This window comes from Streptomyces sp. AHU1, from assembly GCF_045343905.1.
Lineage (GTDB): Bacteria > Actinomycetota > Actinomycetes > Streptomycetales > Streptomycetaceae > Streptomyces > Streptomyces triticiradicis.
Genome location: NZ_CP174283.1, coordinates 6322302 through 6340867, shown reverse-complemented (window position 1 = coordinate 6340867; position 18566 = coordinate 6322302). Strand labels below are relative to the sequence as shown.

17 protein-coding genes are annotated in these 18566 nt (G+C 71.5%); 5 read left to right on the top strand and 12 right to left on the bottom strand.

From position 1 onward, the window contains the following. The first annotated feature begins 152 nt into the window (after positions 1-152). Positions 153-815 carry a bifunctional DNA primase/polymerase gene (locus tag ACICHK_RS28325; RefSeq protein ID WP_406839061.1) on the top strand — a complete coding sequence of 221 codons (663 nt, stop codon included), beginning with the start codon at positions 153-155 and terminating at the stop codon, positions 813-815. A 43-nt stretch (positions 816-858) separates the two neighbouring features. On the opposite strand, the gene ftsY is transcribed toward ACICHK_RS28325, so the two are convergent. Then, the gene (gene ftsY / locus ACICHK_RS28320; RefSeq protein WP_151472152.1) at positions 859-2061 is read right to left on the bottom strand and encodes a signal recognition particle-docking protein FtsY; all 1203 of its coding nucleotides are present in this window, start codon (positions 2059-2061) and stop codon (positions 859-861) included. A 951-nt stretch (positions 2062-3012) separates the two neighbouring features. Between ftsY and ACICHK_RS28315 the strand changes: the two genes are divergently transcribed. Further along, positions 3013-3981 carry an LLM class flavin-dependent oxidoreductase gene (locus tag ACICHK_RS28315; RefSeq protein WP_406839060.1) on the top strand — a complete coding sequence of 323 codons (969 nt, stop codon included), beginning with the start codon at positions 3013-3015 and terminating at the stop codon, positions 3979-3981. Positions 3982-4169: 188 nt separating this feature from the next. Here ACICHK_RS28315 and ACICHK_RS28310 read toward each other — a convergent pair whose 3' ends face one another. Beyond that, a complete protein-coding gene (locus tag ACICHK_RS28310) occupies positions 4170-5588 on the bottom strand; it encodes a sugar porter family MFS transporter (protein WP_406839059.1) in 1419 nt (472 codons plus the stop codon). A 329-nt stretch (positions 5589-5917) separates the two neighbouring features. Here ACICHK_RS28310 and ACICHK_RS28305 point away from each other — a divergent pair, with 329 nt between their 5' ends. After that, on the top strand, positions 5918-6259 hold the full coding sequence (locus ACICHK_RS28305; RefSeq protein WP_151472149.1) for a DUF4326 domain-containing protein: 342 nt from the start codon (positions 5918-5920) through the stop codon (positions 6257-6259). A 3-nt stretch (positions 6260-6262) separates the two neighbouring features. Here the strand turns inward: ACICHK_RS28305 and smc are convergent, their stop codons facing one another. The 3 genes from smc to ACICHK_RS28290 form a co-directional block, all read right to left on the bottom strand. Further along, a complete protein-coding gene (smc, locus tag ACICHK_RS28300; protein WP_406839058.1) occupies positions 6263-9907 on the bottom strand; it encodes a chromosome segregation protein SMC in 3645 nt (1214 codons plus the stop codon). Between the two features lie 207 nt (positions 9908-10114). Next, positions 10115-10318, bottom strand: coding sequence for a hypothetical protein (locus tag ACICHK_RS28295; protein WP_028802434.1), 204 nt, complete (start codon positions 10316-10318; stop codon positions 10115-10117). Between the two features lie 381 nt (positions 10319-10699). Next, on the bottom strand, positions 10700-10981 hold the full coding sequence (locus ACICHK_RS28290; protein ID WP_361683156.1) for an acylphosphatase: 282 nt from the start codon (positions 10979-10981) through the stop codon (positions 10700-10702). 153 nt (positions 10982-11134) lie between these two features. Between ACICHK_RS28290 and ACICHK_RS28285 the strand changes: the two genes are divergently transcribed. After that, entirely contained in the window at positions 11135-12154 is a 1020-nt protein-coding gene (locus ACICHK_RS28285) for a CAP domain-containing protein (protein ID WP_406839057.1), read from the top strand. Positions 12155-12462: 308 nt separating this feature from the next. On the opposite strand, the gene ACICHK_RS28280 is transcribed toward ACICHK_RS28285, so the two are convergent. Then, positions 12463-12828, bottom strand: a complete 366-nt coding sequence (locus tag ACICHK_RS28280; protein WP_406839056.1) for a hypothetical protein — start codon at positions 12826-12828, stop codon at positions 12463-12465. A 524-nt stretch (positions 12829-13352) separates the two neighbouring features. Between ACICHK_RS28280 and ACICHK_RS28275 the strand changes: the two genes are divergently transcribed. Next, positions 13353-13799 (top strand): winged helix-turn-helix transcriptional regulator, encoded by a 447-nt coding sequence (locus ACICHK_RS28275; protein WP_406839055.1) that lies wholly within the window; start codon positions 13353-13355, stop codon positions 13797-13799. A 19-nt stretch (positions 13800-13818) separates the two neighbouring features. Here the strand turns inward: ACICHK_RS28275 and mutM are convergent, their stop codons facing one another. From mutM to coaD, 6 genes are all read right to left on the bottom strand, one after another. Then, positions 13819-14679, bottom strand: a complete 861-nt coding sequence (gene mutM / locus ACICHK_RS28270; RefSeq protein WP_151472143.1) for a bifunctional DNA-formamidopyrimidine glycosylase/DNA-(apurinic or apyrimidinic site) lyase — start codon at positions 14677-14679, stop codon at positions 13819-13821. 370 nt (positions 14680-15049) lie between these two features. After that, positions 15050-15892 carry a ribonuclease III gene (rnc, locus tag ACICHK_RS28265; RefSeq protein WP_151472142.1) on the bottom strand — a complete coding sequence of 281 codons (843 nt, stop codon included), beginning with the start codon at positions 15890-15892 and terminating at the stop codon, positions 15050-15052. Positions 15893-15911: 19 nt separating this feature from the next. Then, positions 15912-16085, bottom strand: a complete 174-nt coding sequence (rpmF, locus tag ACICHK_RS28260) for a 50S ribosomal protein L32 (RefSeq protein ID WP_006139588.1) — start codon at positions 16083-16085, stop codon at positions 15912-15914. Positions 16086-16087: 2 nt separating this feature from the next. Next, positions 16088-16732, bottom strand: coding sequence for a YceD family protein (locus ACICHK_RS28255; RefSeq protein WP_406839054.1), 645 nt, complete (start codon positions 16730-16732; stop codon positions 16088-16090). A gap of 174 nt (positions 16733-16906) precedes the next feature. Further along, positions 16907-17977: a cell division initiation protein gene (locus ACICHK_RS28250; RefSeq protein WP_406839053.1), complete on the bottom strand. Its 1071-nt coding sequence runs from the start codon at positions 17975-17977 to the stop codon at positions 16907-16909. 99 nt (positions 17978-18076) lie between these two features. Continuing rightward, positions 18077-18556, bottom strand: a complete 480-nt coding sequence (gene coaD, locus ACICHK_RS28245) for a pantetheine-phosphate adenylyltransferase (protein ID WP_192582606.1) — start codon at positions 18554-18556, stop codon at positions 18077-18079. Positions 18557-18566 lie beyond the last annotated feature (10 nt).

The window sequence follows — 18566 nt, the reverse complement described above, 5'->3', positions numbered from 1 at the left end:
GAAACGCACTCCAGGGCGCACGGAGCCGGGTGCACCACCCCACGCACCGCAAGGCGCCGTCTGGATCGCGCGATACCGGGCAGCCAGGAACAGAGGGTGACAATCCGGTTTCGTCACGTAACCACGGGCGCATCGGACCCGTTGGAGGGGGCATGGGCTTCACGATCGGCAGTAGTCGGGCGATGCGCGAGATCCGGACCGGTGCTCGTCGCCGCGGCCGCCCGTCGGAGGGCACCGCCGTCGCCGCGTTCACCGGACTGTGGGGATGGGACGTCGTCCCGGGTGCCCGAGCCGCCGCGGGGGCGTGCTCGTGCGGCCGGGCCGACTGCCCGGTGCCGGGCGCGCACCCCCTGGCCTTCGCCCCGACGATCCCGGCGGGCACCACGCTGGACGAGGCGACCGGCGTCTGGGCCGGCTTCCCCGGCGCCGCGGTGATGCTGCCCGTCGGCCGGGCCTTCGACGTGATCGAGGTGGCCGAGGCGGCCGGACGCCGCGCGCTCGTCCGCCTGGAGCGCATGGGTGTGCCGCTCGGTCCCGTCACGGCCACCGCGGACGGCCGTGCCCACTTCTTCGTCTCCCCCGGTTCCGCCGCCGAACTTCCCGAGCTGCTCTACCGCATGGGCTGGGACGACGCCTCCCTCGACCTGCACGGCCTGGGACCGGGCACGTACATCACCGCCCCTCCCTCCGACCGCGCGGGCCTCGGCCCGGTCCGCTGGCTGCGCTCCCCCGTCCTCGACTCCGCCACGAAGCCGCCGCCGGCCCGGCTGCTGCTGGGCACCCTCGCCTACGTGGCGCACCGCTCACGGGCCTGAGCCGCCGGCGCTTCCTCGTGCGCCTACGCGTTCATACGGGTGGTCAGTCGCCGATGAGGGCGTCGACGAACGCGGCCGGCTCGAACGGCGCCAGGTCGTCCGCGCCCTCGCCGAGCCCGATCAGCTTGACCGGGACGCCCAGCTCGCGCTGCACCGCGACGACGATGCCGCCCTTCGCCGTGCCGTCGAGCTTGGTCAGCACGATGCCGGTGATGTCCACGACCTCGGCGAACACGCGCGCCTGCACCAGACCGTTCTGGCCGGTGGTCGCGTCGAGGACGAGCAGCACCTCGTCGAGCGGGGCGTGCTTCTCCACGACGCGCTTGACCTTGCCGAGCTCGTCCATGAGACCGGTCTTGGTGTGGAGCCGGCCGGCGGTGTCGATGAGGACCACGTCGACCCCCATCTCCTTGCCCTCCTTCACCGCGTCGAAGGCGACGGAGGCGGGGTCGCCCGCCTCCGGCCCGCGCACGGTGTGGGCGCCGACGCGCTCGCCCCAGGTCTGGAGCTGGTCGGCGGCGGCGGCGCGGAAGGTGTCGGCGGCGCCGAGCACGACCGTGCGGCCGTCGGCCACGAGCACGCGGGCGAGCTTGCCGGTGGTGGTGGTCTTGCCGGTGCCGTTGACGCCGACGACCATCACGATGCCCGGCTTGCGGTCCTCGGGCTCGGTCCTGACCGTGCGGTCGACGTCGGTGCCGACCAGCTTGAGCAGCTCCTCGCGGAGCAGGCCGCGCAGCTCCGCCGGGGTACGGGTGCCGAGCACCTTCACGCGCTCGCGCAGACTGTCGACCAGTTCCTGGGTGGGCTGCACGCCGACGTCGGCGACGAGCAGGGTGTCCTCGATCTCCTCCCAGGTCTCGTCGTCGAGGTGCTCGCGCGAGAGCAGCGTGAGCAGCCCCTTGCCGAGCGCGTTCTGCGAGCGGGAGAGCCGGGTGCGCAGGCGCACCAGACGGCCGGCGGTCGGTTCCGGGATCTCGATCTGGGGGGCGGCCGGGGGTTCCTCGACGACGACCGACGGGCCGGCCGAGCCGTCGGGGAGGTCCACCTCCTCCAGAGGGCGGCGCGGTTCTTCGCGCGGCGTCTCGGCCTCGTCGCCGACGTGCGGTTCGGCCGGGGGGGCGGTGATGTCGGGGGCGGCGGGGGGCGGCGGGGGCAGCTGCTTCCGCTTGCGACTGCCGACGACGAGCCCACCGAGCGCGGCGATCACCACTACGGCGATGACTACAGCAAGGATGATGGTTTCCATAACGGGTCCAGTATGCGTGACCTCATGTCCAGCCAGCCGTTGTCCGCGCGGGGCCGCGCGCCCCGTCGGCCGGGCCGGTCCGGCGCCCGGCCGGCCGCCTCCGGGAAGCCTCCGAACGGAGCCGCGACACCTCCCCCGGGACCGCTCTCCCGCGCAGGACGCGAGCGGGCAGAAAGCGAGCGGAGGTGCGCGCGGCGCCACCCCGGGCACGGTCGTCATGAGCACCGCCGAGCAGGACACCACCCGGCCGTGCGGGCACGGGGGCACCTCCGGGCGCGGCATCGCCCGGCCGTACAGGTGCGGGGCACCTCCGCGCGGCATCGCCCGGCCCCGTACAGATGCGGGGGCACCTCCAAGGCGCGGCGTCACCCAGCCGCACGGTGAGCGCGGGCGCCTTCGCGCGGCGTCACCCGACCGGTACAAGTGCGGGGGCACCTCCAAGGCGCGGCGTCACCCAGCCGCACGGTGAGCGCGGGCGCCTTCGCGCGGCGTCACCCGACCGGTACAAGTGCGGGGGCACCTCCAAGGCGCGGCGTCACCCAGCCGCACGGTGAGCGCGGGCGCCTTCGCGCGGCGTCACCCGACCGTGCGGGCACGGGGGCGCCTCCGGGCAGGGCGGGCCGGTGCGGGGCATGGTCCGCGCGGTGGACCGGGGGCACGGTCGCCGTCACCGTCGCCCCCGTGCCGCCCCTGCCGCGCGTGCGCGGTGCGGACGCCGTACGCACGTGGCGTCCGGGTCCGCCCGCCGTGGCCGCGCGAAGGGCCCACGCCTCTGACCCGGCCCCGCGAAGGGCCCACGCCTCTGACCCGGCCCCGCGAAGGGCCCGCGCCTCTGACCCGGCCCCGTGAAGGGAACCGTCCCGTGTCGCGGCCTCGCGGCGGTCGCGCGCCTATGGCTGTCTGACGCTCCGTCAGTTACCGTCCTCCTCCACACACGAAGGGGGGCTCCCCATGCCCGTGACGGTCGTGCGCTTCAACCTCGTCGAACCCGACGCCACCCCCGCCTCGCTCGGCGCCCGCTACCGGGCCGCCGTCGAGATGGCCGCGTACGCCGACGACCGCGGAATCACCACGGTGCAGACCGAGGAACACCACGGGGTCGCGAACAACTGGCTGCCCTCGCCCTTCGCCTTCGCGGCCGCCGTCTTCGGAGCGACCCGGCGCATCGCGGTCACCGTCTCCGCGATCATCGGCCCGCTGCACGATCCACTGCGCCTCGCCGAGGACATCGCCGTGCTCGACCTGCTCAGCGGCGGCCGGCTGGTGACCGTGGCCGGCATCGGCTACCGGCCCGAGGAGTACGCGCAGTTCGACGTCGACTGGAAACGGCGCGGCAAGCTCCAGGACGAGCTCCTGGAGACGGTGCTGAAGGCGTGGACCGGCGAGGAGTTCACCTACCGGGGCCGCACGGTACGGGTCACCCCGCGCCCGTTCTCGGACCCGCACCCCCTGCTGCTGGTGGGCGGCTCCTCCAGGGCCGCGGCCCGGCGCGCCGCCCGGCTCGGACTGCCGTTCTTCCCGAGCGCGCACCTGCCCGAGCTGGAGGCCTATTACAAGGAGCGGCTCATCGAGTACGGCACCGAGGGCTGGACCATGATGCCCGGCGCCGAGACGCCGCTGCTGCACATCGCCGAGGACCCGGACCGGGCCTGGGCCGAATACGGCCGCCACTTCCTGCACGAGGCGCGGACGTACGCCTCCTGGCAGTCCGGCGACATCCGCTCGGCGGTGCGGTCGGCGGCCACGACGGTCGGGGAGCTGCGCGCCGAGGGCGTCTACCGCGTCCTCACGCCCGACCAGTGCGTGGAGCAGGGCCTGGACAACCTCGTCCTGCATCCGCTGGCCGGCGGGATGCCGGTGGAAGAGGGCCGGCGGAGTCTGCAGCTGTTCTGCGAGAGCGTGCTGCCCCGGCTCGCGTGACCTGACGGTCCGGGCCGGGGCGGCACGCCCTCTTCACGAGTACGGGGAGAAGGGCAGCGGGGACTTGGCCCTCCTCCCCGAGTCGGGGGGAGTCACCGGCGGCCGTGGGGAGCCACCGGTGACACGGCGGCCGCGGGAAGCCGCCGGCCACACGGGCGGCCGTGGGGGGCCGCCCGTGACACGGATGGTCAGCCCATCTCCTCCAGGGCCTTGCCCTTCGTCTCCTTGACGAACTTCAGGACGAAGGGGATGGAGAGCACGGCGAAGCACGTGTAGATCACGTAGGTGGCCGAGAGGTTCCAGTCGGCCAGCGACGGGAAGCTCGCGGTGATGGCCCAGTTGGCGATCCACTGCGCGGAGGCGGCGACGCCGAGCGCGGCGGCGCGGATCCGGTTCGGGAACATCTCGCCGAGGAACACCCAGACGACGACACCCCAGGAGAGGGCGAAGAAGAGGACGAAGACGTGGGCGGCGATCAGGGCGACCCAGCCCTGGGTGGCCGGCAGCTTGCCGTCGACCAGGTCGTAGGAGAAGGCCCAGGCCTCCAGGCCGAGACCGATGGCCATACCCACCGAGCCGATGAGGGCGAGCGGCTTGCGGCCGATGCGGTCCACGAAGATCATGGCGATCACGGTGCCGATGATGTTGATGATCGACGTGGTGAACGAGTAGAAGAACGAGTCCGTCGGGTCGACGCCGACCGACTGCCACAGCGTCGAGGAGTAGTAGAACGCGACGTTGATGCCGACGAACTGCTGGAAGACCGAGAGTCCGATACCGATCCAGACGATCGGCAGGAAGAAGAAGCTGCCGCCGAGCAGGTCCTTGAAGGTGGACTTGGTCTCGCGCCTCATGGCCGCCTCGATCTCGGCGACACGGGCGTCCAGGTCGATCTTGTCGCCCTCGACCTCCTCGAGCACTTCCCGGGCGCGGTCCCTGCGGCCCACCTCGAGCAGGAAGCGCGGGGACTCGGGGATGACGAAGGAGAGCATCCCGTACAGGACGGCCGGGATGACCATGACGCCGAGCATGACCTGCCAGGCCTCCACGCCCAGCAGCTGACCGCGCTGGTCGCCGTCGGCGGCGTTCAGGATGGCGTAGTTGACGAGCTGCGAGATGGCGATGCCGACGACGATCGCGGCCTGCTGGAACGAGCCGAGCCGCCCGCGGTACGCGGGCGGGGAGACCTCGGCGATGTAGGCGGGGCCGATGACGGAGGCCATGCCGATGGCGAACCCGCCGATGATGCGCCAGAAGGCGAGGTCCCACAGCGCGAAGGGCAGCGCCGAGCCGATCGCGCTGACGGTGAAGAGGGACGCGGAGATCTGCATGCAGCGGATGCGTCCGATGCGGTCGGCCATGCGGCCGGCGGCCGCCGCGCCGACGGCACAGCCGATCAGGGCGATGGCGATGACCTGGGCCAGCGCCGCGGAACCGATGTCGTAACGGTCCCTGATGGCCTCGACCGCGCCATTGATCACGGCACTGTCGTAGCCGAACAGGAAGCCGCCCATCGCGGCCGCCGCCGCGATGAAGATGACATGCCCGAGATGCTCGGGATGAACCGGCCTGGCCTCTGGCACAGGTGCCTGCGATGCGCTGGTCACGTAAGACTCCTCGGGCCACCGGCCTCGCTGCCGGGGGTGGGGGCGAAAGCCTTCGCTGGTGGTTACCAGTGGCGCACAGGTTCACGTGGGCCACCACCTGAAGGCAAAAACAACGTCGGAGAGAATATGTCTTCAAGTTTTGAAGTCAAACCCGGGGCAGTCATGAACTTCAGGCGAGACGTCCGCGCGATAGCGTTCAACAGTTGAACATCAAGTGCCCGAATGATTCAGCGAAGGCCCCGTGGCACACCCGGCTACCCCTCGTCCCGTCGTGGAAACCCGGCCGTGTTCGCGTTGCCCGGGACGGCGCGGGCGACGAGGATCCGGTCATGCCGCCCACCACGGTCGTCAACCTCAAGGGTCACCGCGACGATCCCGCGTACGCCGATGTGGTGTACGTCGGCCGCGCCATGCACCGGGGCGGCTGGCACCTGGCCGGCTCCCCGCTGGCGAGCCCCTTCCGTCCGGGCCACGACGGCACCCGGGAGGAGGTCGTCGAGATGTACCGCGCCTATCTGCTGGCGCGGCCGGAACTGCTGGCCCGGCTCCCCGCCCTGCGCGGCCACCGCCTCGGCTGCTGGTGCGTCCCCGAACGCTGCCACGCGGAGGTGCTCGCCGAACTCGCCGACGAGGGCGTGGGCGAGGACCTCCCGGAGCCGGACGGGCCGTGAGGATCAGCGCAGCCGCTGGCTGATGACCTTCGAGACGCCGTCGCCCTGCATGGAGACGCCGTACAGCGCGTCGGCGACCTCCATCGTGCGCTTCTGGTGCGTGATCACGATGAGCTGGGAGGCCTCCTGCAGCTCCTGCATGATCCTGATCAGCCGCTGGAGGTTGGTGTCGTCCAGCGCCGCCTCGACCTCGTCCATCACGTAGAACGGGCTGGGGCGCGCCTTGAAGATCGACACGAGGAGCGCGACGGCGGTCAGCGACCGCTCGCCGCCGGAGAGGAGGCTGAGCCGCTTGACCTTCTTGCCCGGCGGCCGGGCCTCCACGTCGACACCCGTGGTGAGCATGTTGTCGGGATCGGTCAGGATCAGCCGCCCGTCCCCACCCGGGAACAGCCGGCTGAAGACGCCCTCGAACTCCCGGGCGGTGTCCCGGTAGGCCTCGGTGAAGACCTGCTCGACGCGCTCGTCGACCTCCTTCACCACTTGCAGGAGGTCGGCACGCGTCTTCTTGAGGTCCTCCAGCTGCTCGCTGAGGAACTTGTGGCGCTCCTCCAGCGCCGCGAACTCCTCCAGGGCCAGCGGATTGATCTTGCCGAGCTGCTGGTAGGCCCGTTCGGCCGACTTGAGCCGCTTCTCCTGCTCGGCGCGGTGGAACGGCCGGGGCTGGTTGCGCGGGTGTTCGGGGTCCTCGGGCAGTTCCTCGCCCTCGGCGGGCAGTGACGGCGGTACGAGCTGGTCGGGACCGTAGTCCGCGACGAGTCCCGCCGGCTCGACGCCGAGTTCGTCCAGTGCCTTCGCCTCCAGCTGCTCCACGCGCATCCGCTTCTCGGCGCCGAGCACCTCGCCCCGGTGCACCGAGTCGGTGAGCTTGTCGAGCTCCGCCTTGAGATCGCGGCCCTGGCCCCGCGCGGCCACGAGCTCCTGCTCACGACGGGCCTTCGCGCCGTCGGCGGCGTCGCGCTCCTCCTCGGCGCGGGCGAGCGAGACCTCGACGTGCGCGAGCAGCTGGCGCGCCCCGGAGGCGACGGCCCCGGCGACGGACGCCTCGTGACGGAGCCGCGCACGGCGCTGTTCGGCACGCGCGCGTGCCTCGCGTTCGGCGCGGGCGGCCCGGTCCAGCGAGTCGGCCCGGCCGGCGAGTCCCTTGACCCGCTCCTCGTGCGTACGCACCTGGAGCCGGGCCTCCATCTCCGTCTGCCGGGCGTTGGCGCCGTCCGCGGCGAGCCGGTCCCGTACCGAGGTGTCGGGTTCCTCCTCGACCGGCATCTCCTCGGCCACGGCGAGCCGTTCGGCCAGTTCCTCCGCCTCGGCCACGGCCCGGTCGAGCGCCTCCTGCGCGCGGACGGCCGCGGCGGTGCTGCGCTCCGCCTCGCCCGCGGCGCCCCGCGCCTGCCCCGCGAGCCGTCCGAGCTGCTGCGCGACAGCCGACTTCTCCCGTTCGGCGGCCCGCCGCCGCTCCCCCAACTCCTCGACGATCGCTGCCCGTTGCACGCGCAGCTCGGTCGCCAGACGCTGCGCCTCGGTCAATTCCTCGCAGCGCACGGCAAGTTCCTCGATCTCGGCCGTCGCCTCGTCCACGGAGGCCTGCACCTCGAGCAGACTGGGCGCCCCGGCGGACCCGCCGTGCGCGAAGTGCGTCCCGAGCAGGTCGCCCTCGGCGGTCACCGCGGTGAGCCCGGGCAGCGCGTGGACCAGTTCCTCGGCCTCCTCCAGGGTCCCGACGACGACGATCCCGCGCAGCAGCCTGCGCACGGCGGGCATCAGCTCGGCGGGGCCCCGGACGAGGTCGGCGGCGTACGGCGGCCCGTCGCCCCGTTCCCCGCTCCCGTCCTGGCCCTGGACTTGGCTCTGGTCCTGGTCCTGGTCCTGGAGGTGTACGCCCGTGGGGGCGCCGTTCGCCGGTGCGGTGCCCGTGTGGGGTTCCCGGGGCGCCTCGGCGAGCAGCAGGGCCGCGCGGCCCGCGTCCTGCTTGCGCAGCAGCCGGATGGCCTCCGCCGCCGAGGCGGGGGTGGTGACCGCGACGGCGTCGGCCGCCGCGCCGAAGGCGGCGGCGAGCGCGACCTCGAAACCGGGGGTGACCGACAGCAGTCCGGCGGCGGGGCCGAGCACCCCGGTGAGCCGGTCGGTGGCGCCGAGCAGCACTCCCGTGCCGTCCTTGCGCCGCAGGCCGAGGGCGAGGGCGTCGCGGCGGGCCTGGGTGGCGGCCCGCTCGCGTTCGGCCGCCGTGGCGGACTCGCGGGCGGAGCTCAGCGCGGCCTCCGCGTCGGACAGGGCCCGCCTAGCCGCCTCGTGCCGCTCGGCGAGGTCGGCGTCGTCCGCGTCGAGACCGTCGACCTCGGCCTTCAGCTGCTCGTACTCCTCCTGGGCCGTGACCGCGCGCTCCTGGGCCTCGTCGCGCGCGGCGGCGAGCCGGTCGATCTCGGCCTGCGCGGAAGCGGCACGCGAACGGGCGGCGTTGACCTGGCCGCCCAGACGGGCGAGTCCCTCGCGGCGGTCGGCGATCGCGCGGGCCACGTCCTTGAGGCGGCGCTCCTCGACGGTCAGTTCGCGCTCCAGCTCGGCGCGGTGCGCGACGGTGTCCTCCAGGGCCCGCTCGGCCGCCTCCAGGGCCGCCTCCAGTTCGGCCTCCTGCTCGCGGACGCGGACGGCCTCGCGCTCCATGTCCTCCGGGTCGCGCCCGCGCCGCTCCTCCGCGGGCGCCGAGGTGGCGCTCTTCACGCGCGCGTCGGCCAGCGAGACGGTGCCGCGCACCCGCTCCGCGAGCTGGGAGAGTTCGTACCAGGTCTGCTGCGCGCGCTGGAGACGCGGCGTCAGCTGCCGCACCTCGTCCTCCAGCAGTGCCTCCCGCTGGAGCGCCTTCCTGAGTTCGGCCTCGGCGGACTCCTTGCGCTGCTTGAGCGCGGCCTCGTCGGCGATCTCGGACTGGAGCGCCCCCCGCAGACGTACGAGGTCGTCGGCGAGCAGACGCAGCCGGGCGTCGCGCAGGTCGGCCTGGATGACGGCGGCGCGGCGGGCCACGGCGGCCTGCCGGCCGAGCGGCTTCAGCTGGCGCCGCAGCTCGTCGGTGAGGTCCTGGACGCGGGCCAGGTTCGCCTTCATGGCGTCCAGTTTCCGCAGCGCCTTCTCCTTGCGCTTGCGGTGCTTGAGGACGCCCGCCGCCTCCTCGATGAAGGCGCGGCGGCCCATCGGGTCGGCGTGCAGGACGGAGTCGAGCTGGCCCTGTCCGACGATGACGTGCATCTCACGGCCGATGCCGGAGTCGGACAACAGCTCCTGGATGTCCAGCAGCCGGCAGGTGTCGCCGTTGATCTGGTACTCGCTGCCGCCGTTGCGGAACATGATCCGCGTGATGGTGACCTCGGCGTACTCGATGGGCAGCGCCCCGTCGGAGTTGTCGATGGTCAGGGAGACCTCGGCACGGCCGAGCGGCGGACGCCCGGTGGTGCCGGCGAAGATGACGTCCTCCATCTTGCCGCCGCGCAGGGACTTGGCCCCCTGCTCGCCCATGACCCAGCTGAGCGCGTCCACGACGTTGGACTTGCCGGATCCGTTGGGGCCCACGACACAGGTGATGCCCGGTTCGAACCGCAACGTGGTCGCGGAGGCGAACGACTTGAACCCCCGCAGGGTCAGGGCCTTGAGGTGCACGCCGCCGGACTCTACCTTTCGGGCCGGTCTCACTCCATGAACGCGCGGTTTCACCCGTGAACGCGCAGGGCAGACCAGACGTGAAGAGGGGGAAGGATGCTGGGGGGGAAAGAAAGAAGGGACGCCGGACGGCGTCCCTTGCAAATCTGACAACTTAGCGGTTGATTCGGGCTGCCCAACCACTGCTGTCATGGTGCAGTGCAGTGGTCAGGTGAGCGCAGGCTCCGCCTGGGGTACGTCGATGCTCTCGAGAAGCGAGTCGTGAGAAGCGGCAGCCGCGAGCGCGTCGTTCTCGGCCTGGATCCGTACGAGCTCGGATTCGAGGTCCTGGACGCGCTGCTGGAGCCGTCGCATCTCGGCAATGAGTCGCGGGTCGGAACCGCCGACGTAACCGAGAAGCGCCTTTGCCATGATGGATGGTCCTCCACACTGAGTGACCGACCGAAGCGGTGTGGGTCGTGAGGGAATCGCACCCGCGATGCTTGACACTGCTGATGTCGTGCTGCCGTTCCACATGCCAAACAGCTAAGGTGCGCGGGGCTTTCAGCGTCTCACCAAAAAGTTTGACGGTCAACACGATCACGCCCCGTATCGGCGGGCAACCCACTGTCGCGCGGCTTCTGGAACGGCGGCGCGACGACTCCGGCGGGGCCCCAGGGCGTCTGGATCATCGTTACCTCGGGAGCCTGCCACTTCGAGCCGTTCTTGGCAACCACCAGGCCATTTCCACTACTGAGGGGTGCCGGTGGCATACGCCACGCCACCTCCGCGGGGGCTTCGGGGCCGCTCCCGTCAGCGGATGGCGAAGCCGTCGTAGATCCCCCGGGGCGTGTCCCAGATCTCAGTGACTCCGTCCACCCGGCCGGGCGTGTCGTCCCCCTGGAGCCAGTCGAGCAGGCTCTGACAGCCGGCCCGGGGGCCCTCCGCGACCACCTGGACACGTCCGTCGTCGAGATTGAGAGCAAAACCACTCAGCCCGCCGATCTCCAGTGCCCTGGCCCGCGTGAACCAGCGGAAACCCACACCTTGGACCCGTCCGCGGACCCAGACGACCAGCCGTGAAACCTCGTTCATGGCTGCACGCTAACCGGACAATGTCCCCTGGAGCACATCCATCCCTTGCGCCATGCGGTACCGTCCCGACCCAATGAGTCTCACTAGAAACTCACTCTTTAGGGTGAGGTTCCGGTGAGGATCGCTGACTCAAGATCGAGGAAGGCCCAAAGGATGGGACGCCACCGACGCTCCGACGCCGGCCGCGCCGCCACAGGGCGCGCCACCGGAGTCACAGATACGAGCGGGACCTCCACGGAGAGCTACGGCCCGGAGAACCTGTACGGCTACGCGGCCATCGCCGATCTCCCGTCGGCCTCCGCCGCCCGCTCGCACCGCAAGCGGAAGGGTCCGAGCCCGGTCAAGACCGGACTGCTCGGCGTCTCGGCGGCCATGGCCATCGGTACCGTGGCCGTCGCGGCCGGTGTCGTACCCGGTGCCGAGAACTACGCGCTCGGCGGTGGCAGCAACAACTCCGACAGCATCCAGGCCGCGAGCTCGCCCTCCAACGTGGACGCCCCGCAGGGCGGCACCTCGGGCGACGCGGACGCCCGCGAGGGCACGTCGGCGAGCCGTGGCTCCGGACGCGCGACCCCGACCGCGCCCTCGGCCTCCGCACCCGCGGCCTCCGCGACGCCGGCGGCCCCGCCGACCACGACGGAGCCGTCGAAGGAGCAGGGCAACCAGGGCAAGGGGGCCGGAGCCTCCAAGGAGAAGGAGAAGGAGACGAAGGAGCCCAAGGCTCCGGGGTCCTCCAAGCCTTCCAAGAAGGAGACCAAGGCACCGGTCGCCAAGTCGCCGGTGAACGTGTCCGCGGAGGCCGCCGCCGAGGCCGAGGTGCTCAAGCTCGTCAACGACGAGCGCGCCAAGGTCGGTTGCAGCCCGGTGGCCGCGAACAGCTCCCTGACCGACCTGGCCCGGACCTTCAGCGAGGACATGGCGGCGCGGGACTTCTTCGACCACACCGACCCGGGCGGGCTCACCCCCTGGGACCGCGCGGCGAAGGCCGGCATAACCAGCCTCGGCGGCGAGAACATAGCCCGCGGCCAGGCCGACGCGGCCGCCGTGATGGAAGCCTGGATGAACAGCCCCGGCCACAAGGCCAACATCCTGAACTGCGACTTCAAGACGCTCGGCGTCGGAGTCCACCTCGCCGAGGGCGGCCCTTGGTGGACACAGGACTTCGGCTACTGAGCTAACCGCAGGTCAGAGGGCTAAGCGCCCTCCTGGGCCGTGTCCGGGCCGTCGTGCGTGGAATCTTCATCCGTGAAGACGCCGTCCACGGCGGCCCGAGTCCGTTTGACCCGTCGACGAGAAGCCGGACGCTGCTTCCGGGGAAACCCGTGACACAGCCTCAGCTCAGCAGGGCAAGTCCGCCACGGGTTCAAAGCCTGCTGCTGACCAGGGGATCGCCCTCGCGCCGTCGGCATCCCGCCCCGTGCCGCACTGCGGTCCGCCCATGTGGACAGTCCACAGGTCAGGGCGTCCACCTCACCTCGCTCCTAAAGCGGTGGCTTCTTGACAAGCGGCAGCGGCCAGCCGGCGCAGGCCACCAGTGCGCTGCCGTCCTCGGTGAGGAAGAGCAGCGTGGTCCATGTCCGATCGGCGGGATCGATCAGCCCCGTACGCACGGGCCGGCCATGTTCACCGACGAGCCGCACCGCTCGTTCCAGCCCAAGAGGTTCGAGTCCGTGCATCCGCATGCGCTGAAGTCGGCCCTTGAAGACTCCGGCATGTACGCCGACGGGTTGTGCCCGGTCCGCCACCCAGTAGGTGGCGCCGCTGCGGAGGGTGGCCAGAGCTATCACGGACGCCTCCTCGTGATCACCGGCCAACAGCGATTCCAGCACGTGCCGTTCCACGGTCACCCCCGTCCGGATCCTACGGCTCGGCGCGTCGCCAGGTGCCACCACTGTGAGGCCGGCGAGCGGTCCTGGGCAGACGTTCCCGGCTCGGAGGATGACGAAGCGCGACAAGAGTGATCCATCCCTCTGATCGGAGCTCTGGCGTCGAGGGGCTTCACCCGCCATTGTGTTGAGCACCCGCCGGGCCGTCTCCGGGCCGTCCGAGGGTGTTCGACGACGATCGACGCTGACGGCCGTCGACGGCCACGTCGCAGGTCGCAGCGTTGATCGGTTGCAGGGGTACGGGTCGGAGATCCGGCCCCGCAGTTCTTCGGCCGCTGACGCAGCCGCGGATCACATGGCCGGCCCGCTCGGGGGGTCGGCCATGTGCTGTTTCTCCGGGACGGGTCCGGGGCCGCGGCCGGGGCCGGGGAACCGGTCCCGGTCGTACGCGGCCCGCATGCCGGAAAGGCCGGCGTCGGCCTGTCACACTGACCAGCAGTCAGCGCAATCCATTGGGTAGCGCTGTGGCTGAGTATGCTGGCGGTATGGAATCGTCCGCGCGGATCACGGAGCGCGCCGGGAGCGACGAGGGCACCGGACGCGTCGGCGGCAAGGACCTCGCGTACGACGTGTTCGCCCGCGGCTGCCCGTCCCGGGGCACGCTGGAGCACGTCACCGGCCGCTGGGGCTCCCTCACGCTGGGAGCGCTGTACGACGGCACGTTCCGGTTCAACGAACTGCGCCGCCGGGTCGACGGCGTCAGCGAGAAGATGCTCTCGCAGACCCTGCACGCGCTGGAGCGCGACGGTCTGGTGCACCGCGACGCGCGGCCCACGAACCCGCCGCGCGTCGACTACACCCTCACGCCGCTGGGCCGCGAGGTCGCCGAACGCCTGCTGGCCCTCATCGCCTTCGTCGAGGGCCGCATGGACGACGTCATGGCGGCCCGTGGCCGCTACGACGAAGCCCGCGAGGCCCAGGGACTCCGGTGAGTCCGGGGGCCTGGGCGGGTCAGGCCGCCTGGCGCGGCGCGCGCTGGCAGCGCGGGCAGAAGTAGCTGGAGCGGTTCATCCAGGCCCGTCGGCGCATCGGCGTCCCGCAGCGGTGGCAGGGCTCTCCCTCGCGCCCGTACGCGTCGAGCGAGCGGTCGAAGTAGCCCGACTCGCCGTTGACGTTGACGTACAGGCTGTCGAAGCTGGTGCCGCCGGCGGCGAGGGCGTCGTTCATGACATCGCGGACGTGGCCGAGGAGTTCGGCGGTGCGCGGCCGGGTCATGGTCCCCGCCGGGCGCTCGTAGTGCAGCCTGGAGCGCCACAGCGCCTCGTCCGCGTAGATGTTCCCGACGCCGCTGATCAGTGACTGGTCGAGCAGGGCGCGCTTGAGGGTCGTACGGCGGGCCCGCAGCGCGGTGTGGAACGCGGCGTCGTCGAAGAGGGGATCGAGGGGGTCGCGGGCGATGTGCGCGATGACGTCGGGAAGGCCGTCCGGGGTGTTCTCGTGCAGCGACAGCCCGCCGAAGGTGCGCTGGTCGACGAAGCGCAGCTCGGTGCCCCGGTCGTCCTCGAAGCGGACGCGGATGCGCAGGTGCTTCTCCTCCGCGGCGTCCTCCGGCTGCACGAGGAGCTGACCGCTCATGCCGAGGTGCGCGAGCACGGAGTACGGCGAATCGTCGAGCGGCAGCCACAGGTACTTGCCGCGGCGCATCGCCCCGCCCACCCGGTGCCCGGCGAGCGCCTTCGCGAAGCCGTCGGCTCCCGCCAGGTGCCGCCGCACGGCGCGCGGATGGCGGACGTCCACCGAGCTCACGACCCGTCCGGTGACCCAGCGCTCCAAGCCCCGCCGCACGACTTCGACCTCGGGCAGCTCGGGCACGGGAATCCTCCTGGAAGGCGGACTGGGCGGGTGATGCCGGAAGGGTACATCGCGCCGGGCGGCGGCCGTCGGGGAGCGGTCGCCGCGGCCCCGCGGCACGCGGCCGCCCACGGCACGGAGCCGGTCCCGGCCACCGGGCCCGGGCAGGCCCGTCCGCCCGCGGCACGGAGCCGGTCCCGCCCGCCGAGGGTCCTGGGCCGGGCGTCCTGCCCTCTCCCCGGCCCACTCGCGCCTCTCCCGGCCCCGCTCATGGCCCCCGGCCCGGCAACGCGCGGACCCCGCCGCGGCGCGGGTGCGCCGTGGCGGGGTCCGGTGGTGCGGGTCCCACGAAGTGCCGCGGTCACCGCGGCACTCGCGTCGGATGAAGGATTCAGGTCGTGGGCGTCGAGGAGGTGTCGGCGGTCTCCCCGGCGTCCTGGGCCGCCTGCTGGGCGTCACGAGCCACCTGTTCGGCGGCCTGCGCCGATTTCGCGCGCTCGTCCGCCGCGGAGTGGATGGCACGCCACGCGGACTCCGCGGCCTGCTGCTCCGCCTCCTTCTTGCTGCGGCCGGTGCCGGTGCCGTACGAGACGCCTCCGACGCGGGCGGCAGCAGTGAAGACCTTCTCGTGGTCCGGGCCGGTCTCCGTGACCAGGTACTCGGGAACCCCGAGCCCCTCGGTCGCGGTGAGCTCCTGGAGGCTGGTCTTCCAGTCCAGGCCGGCACCGAGGTTCGAGGACTTCTCGATCAGCGGGTCGAAGAGCCGGTGGACGAGTTCGCCCGCCGCCTCCAGTCCCTGGTCGAGATAGACCGCGCCGATCACCGCTTCGAGGGTGTCGGCGAGGATGGACGCCTTGTCCCGGCCTCCCGTGCCTTCCTCGCCCCGGCCGAGCCGGATGAAGGAGCCGAGTTCGAGGCCGCGGCCCACCTCCGCCAGCGCACGAGAGTTGACCACCGCGGCCCGCAGCTTGGCCAACTGGCCCTCGGGCAGGTCGGGGTGGGTGCGGTACAGCGTGTCCGTGACCACGAGGCCCAGCACGGAGTCCCCGAGGAACTCCAGGCGCTCGTTGGTCGGCAGACCGCCGTTCTCGTACGCGTAGGAACGGTGGGTCAGCGCACGCACCAGAAGGGCGGACTCGAGCTTGTAGCCGAGCCGCCCTTCCAGAAGCGTGTGGGACGAGGCTGTGTTGTCCGCCTTTTTCTTGGCGTTTGAATCCGCCTTGGCGTCAGACATCAGACCTCTCACCAGCCGCTCAGACCTCGAGGACCTGGCGCTTGTTGTAGGTGCCACAGGCCGGGCACGCGATGTGCTGCAGCTTGGGCTCGTGGCAGCGCTCGCACGCAACCAGGGTGGGGACCGCAGCCTTCCACTGCGACCGGCGGTGGCGCGTGTTGCTGCGCGACATCTTCCGCTTCGGAACAGCCACGGCTACTTCTCCTGCTTCTCGTCGACGCCAGGCTCGGCGCCGCTCAACTCGTCCTTCTCGCCATCTTCGAGTGAACCGGCGAGTCCCTGCAGTGCCGCCCAACGGATGTCGACGGCGTCATGGTGGTGGTCCGGGTCGTCCGCCAGCCGGGCTCCGCATTCGGAGCACAGGCCGGGGCAGTCGTCCTGGCACACCGGCTGCATCGGCAGTGCGAGCACCACCGCATCCCGCAGCACGGGTTCGAGGTCGAACAGGCCGTCCTCGAGGAAGAGAGTGTCCTCGTCGTCCTCGGCGTCGTCGACCGGCTCCGCCTTGGGGCGGCCCCGGTCATCGGCGTCAGGGTACGAGAACATCTCCTGGAAGTCCGCTTCGAGCACCTGCTCGAGCGGCTCCAGACACCTTACGCACTCCCCCTTCGCCGATGCACGGGCGGTGCCTGTGACAAGCACCCCTTCCATGACCGACTCCAGACGGAGTTCGAGCTCCACCGGGGCGCCTTCCGGCACTCCGATGACACCCTGGATCCCGAGATCCACGGGAGCGTCGATCGTGCGGGTCAGGCGCTGCAGCGCGCCAGGACGCCGCCCCAGCTCGTGCGTGTCGAACACGAGAGGATCGCGGTGGTCGAGGCGGGCGTTCAGAGCCATTCCTGCTTTCGATCTTCGAAACTCTGGGAACGCCGCCCTCGGTGTCCCTCGGGCAGCGCTGATCGCGGACGTACGCGCGACCGAAGAGCCAGGATACTGGACCTTTCGCTCTCGGCCCAATCCGCTGCGCGTCCGCGCCCCGGCCGCCGGTGCGCGCCCCTCCTGACCGCCGGGTCAGTGACCGCCGCGCCCCTGCTCGTACGCCCTCAGCTGGTCCGCGCTGATCATGCTGGTGTCGAAGAGGCTGACCTCGTCGAGGGGGTGGCTCTGCTGGTCCGCGGCATGGGCCTGCTGGCCGTAGACATGCCCGCCCTGGTCGTACCCCTGCTGGTCGTAGCCCTGCTGCTGGTAGGCGGCGTACGGGTCGGCCTGCTGGTAGCCGTACGCGTCCTGCTGCTGGGCGTACTGCTGCTGGTAGCCGTAGGGGTCGTCCTGCTGCTGGTAGGCGTACGCCTCCTGCTGCCCGTAGGACGGCTGGGCGGCCGGCTCCGGGGTCCTGGGGTCCTGCTCGGGCTCGTCCGCGAGCTCCGCGAGGCCGGCCAGGTAGTCGGCGTCGCTGGTGTGCGCCCCGGGCGTTCCGTCCTCCCCGAAGGCCGCGAGCGCGCCGAGGTCGTCGGTGGCGATCCTGCCCTGCAGCTTCTCCCGGCCGCGGCCGACGGCCTCCAGCGTCTTGGCGAGGACGGCCTCGAAGGCGCCGAGCTTGGCGTCGACGTAGTCGTCGGCGTTGCGGCGCAGGGTCTCTGGGTCGTAGCTGCGCTCGGGGGCGTCCTCGTCCTCGTAGCCGTCCTCGTCGAGGCCCGGACCGGTGCCGAGGAGCTTCTCGCGGCCGCGGCCGACGGAGCCGAGGGTCTTGGTGAGGACGACCTCGAAGTTGGCGAGCTGGGAGTCGACGTAGTCGTCGGCCTCCGCGCGGATCTCCTCGGCCTCCTTGCGGGACTCGCTCAGGATGCGGTCCGCCTCGTTCTGCGAACGGCGGGCGACCTCGGTGTCGGAGATCAGGGAACCGCGCTCGGCGTGCGCGGTCTCGATGATCCGCTCGGCCTCCTGGCGGGCCCGCTCGACCATCTCCTCGCGGCCGCCGATCAGCTCCTGGGCCTGGGCGAGGGAGCCGGGCAGCGCCTGGCGCACCTCCTCCAGCATCGAGAGCAGTTCGGCGCGGTTGACCACGCACGATGCCGACATGGGCATGGAGCGGGCACCGCTGACCGTCGCGACGATCTCATCGAGCTTCTTCTGTACGTCCACCGTGTGCTCGCCACTCTCTACAGCTGTGTTGGAGACGGACGGGACGACTGTACGACCACTCCCGCACCGTCCGACACCGGGTGACGGACAGTCAGTCGCTCAGTCCTTGCCGAGACGCTCCGTGAGCGCCTCCAGGACCACCGGCGGCACCAGGTGGGAGATGTCGCCGCCCCAGTTCGCGACCTCCTTGACCAGCGAGGAGGAGAGGAAGCTGTAGGTGGGGCTGGTCGGGATGAACAGGGTCTCGACGCCCGAGAGGCCGTTGTTCATCTGGGCCATCTGGAGTTCGTAGTCGAAGTCGCTGACCGCTCGCAGGCCCTTGACGATGGCCGGGATGTCCCGCTGCTTGCAGTAGTCGACGAGGAGGCCGTGGTAGGCCTCGACCTGGACGTTGCCGAACTCGGCCGTGACCTCGCGGATCAGCTCGATCCGCTCGTCGACCGTGAACAGGCCCTTCTTCGACTGGTTGATCATCACGACGACGTGCACGACGTCGTACAGCGCGGAGGCGCGGGCGATGATGTCGAGATGTCCGTTGGTGATGGGGTCGAATGACCCCGGACAGACGGCGCGGCGCAACAGTGGTCCC

Bases quoted from the DNA above. Each gene is read 5' to 3' on its own strand.
- ftsY (WP_151472152.1), bottom strand. From the start codon at position 2,061: ATGGAAACCATCATCCTTGCTGTAGTCATCGCCGTAGTGGTGATCGCC.
- ACICHK_RS28275 (WP_406839055.1), top strand. From the start codon at position 13,353: ATGGAATCGTCCGCGCGGATCACGGAGCGCGCCGGGAGCGACGAGGGC.
- ACICHK_RS28295 (WP_028802434.1), bottom strand. From the start codon at position 10,318: ATGGCAAAGGCGCTTCTCGGTTACGTCGGCGGTTCCGACCCGCGACTC.
- rnc (WP_151472142.1), bottom strand. From the start codon at position 15,892: ATGTCTGACGCCAAGGCGGATTCAAACGCCAAGAAAAAGGCGGACAAC.
- ACICHK_RS28255 (WP_406839054.1), bottom strand. From the start codon at position 16,732: ATGGCTCTGAACGCCCGCCTCGACCACCGCGATCCTCTCGTGTTCGAC.
- ACICHK_RS28305 (WP_151472149.1), top strand. From the start codon at position 5,918: ATGCCGCCCACCACGGTCGTCAACCTCAAGGGTCACCGCGACGATCCC.
- ACICHK_RS28315 (WP_406839060.1), top strand. From the start codon at position 3,013: ATGCCCGTGACGGTCGTGCGCTTCAACCTCGTCGAACCCGACGCCACC.
- ACICHK_RS28285 (WP_406839057.1), top strand. From the start codon at position 11,135: ATGGGACGCCACCGACGCTCCGACGCCGGCCGCGCCGCCACAGGGCGC.
- ACICHK_RS28325 (WP_406839061.1), top strand. From the start codon at position 153: ATGGGCTTCACGATCGGCAGTAGTCGGGCGATGCGCGAGATCCGGACC.
- ACICHK_RS28290 (WP_361683156.1), bottom strand. From the start codon at position 10,981: ATGAACGAGGTTTCACGGCTGGTCGTCTGGGTCCGCGGACGGGTCCAA.